Annotated in this window: 1 protein-coding gene and 1 pseudogene; both read left to right on the top strand. The window is 66.3% G+C overall.

All coding sequences use genetic code 11. From position 1 onward, the window contains the following. Positions 1–264, top strand: a pseudogene (locus D7V88_RS41305) (hypothetical protein); the annotation flags it as partial. Positions 265–312: 48 nt separating this feature from the next. Continuing rightward, on the top strand, positions 313–1655 hold a 1343-nt coding region (locus tag D7V88_RS41300; RefSeq protein ID WP_147449145.1), incomplete at its 3' end, for a serine/threonine-protein kinase.

The following is a 1655-nucleotide window of genomic DNA, read 5'->3' as shown; positions in this document are numbered from 1 at the left end:
GTGAAGGACGAGCCTCCCGCCCCCGTCGTGAATGCCTCGCCCAGGAGGATCACTCCCGCGGAGCAGCGGCTGGCCCGGCGGCTGGAGCAGTACACTGCGGAGCACAATCAACGCTCGGGCGGAGAGGCCTGGTCGGAACTCGGAATGCAGTTGCGAGCGTTCCACGTCCGCGCGGCCAAGGAGCAGACCGCCACCGAGCGGCAGGCCTTGAACATTGAATTGGATGCGTGGAAACAGAAGCTGGAGACACTCTTTCCAAGGTGAGCGGTAAGGTCGGTCCGAGCAGGTTGATGGAATGAGCGCCGTCCCCTCATGAAAAAGCCTCTCCCTACCCGAAGCGACAAAGGGCAGGCCTCCCGGCCTGGCACCGTCGTGGATCCCCTGCTGGGCCAGCGACTGGGCGACTTCGCCATCCAGGAGCGCATTGGCGAGGGCGGCATGGGCGTGGTGTACCGCGCGGAGCACCCGCTCATTGGCAAACAGGCGGCCATCAAGGTCATGCGCCTGGAGCTCGCTTCGCCCCAGCAGGCCCGACGACTCCTCGTCGAGGCGCGCGCGGTCAATGCCATCCGGCACCCGGGCATCATTGACATCTTTGGCTTCGGCAGCCTTCCGGATGAGCGCCCCTACATCATCATGGAGCTGCTCCAGGGGCGCACGCTCTCTGACTTCGTCCGCTCGAAGGAGCGCATGGAATTGGAGAGCGTGGTCTGGGTCATGGACCAGATGCTGGCCGCGCTGGGCGCCGCGCACGATGCGGGTGTGGTGCATCGCGACCTGAAGCCCGAAAACGTCTTCGTCGTCGAAGACGCGAAGATTCCCCCCTCCATCAAGCTGGTCGACTTCGGCATCGCCAAGCTGATGGAGTCGCGCGACACCACACCCCTCACATCCGAGGGATTCGTCATTGGCACACCGGAGTTCATGGCGCCCGAGCAGATCAACGGCGACCCCATCAGCCCGGCGACGGACCTCTACGCCGTCGGCGTGATGCTGTTCCAGTTGCTCACCGGCGAACGCCCGTTCCAGGGCAAGCCCTTGCAGGTGATGTTCGCGCAACGGGATCAGCCGCCTCCCGTGCCCTCGTCGCGCGTCCCGGGCATTCCCCGGGAACTCGATGCACTGGTGCTCCACCTGCTGGCGAAGGAACCCGCCGCCCGCCCCGCTTCCGCGGAGAAGGTGCGCGCGAGACTGAAGCGCATCCCGCTGCGGTCGGCGCCCCATGCGCCTTCGACCGCGAAGCGTGGCGCGCCTCCGGCGGCCTCTCGCAAGGACGCGGGTGGATCCACCGCTGAAATCAGGGAAGCCCTCAAGGCCCTCCGGCGTCCGCTCAGCCCCGGATGGTGGTTGGTCGGAGCACTGGTGGTCCTGTGCGTGAGCGCCACCGTCAGCCGACTCCGCCAGGCAGAGCAACACCCAAGCACCCCACCCGCGCCTCGGCCGACGAACCACCCCCCTCAACCGACGCCAGCTCCCCCCACGAAGGAGCAGCAGGTCCAACGCATCCAGGAGGTCCTCGACCAGATCGACAGACGGAGCCAGGGCACGACGCCCGCGAAGATGAAGCGGGAGCTTCTGGACCTCATTGACACCGCGGCCCTCACGAAGACCCAGGAGGAACGAGAGATCATCGAGAAGGAGATCCAGGACTGGAG

The sequence above is a fragment of the Corallococcus terminator genome (assembly GCF_003611635.1).
Classification (GTDB): Bacteria; Myxococcota; Myxococcia; order Myxococcales; family Myxococcaceae; genus Corallococcus; species Corallococcus terminator.
This window is presented reverse-complemented; position numbering and strand designations above follow the sequence as displayed.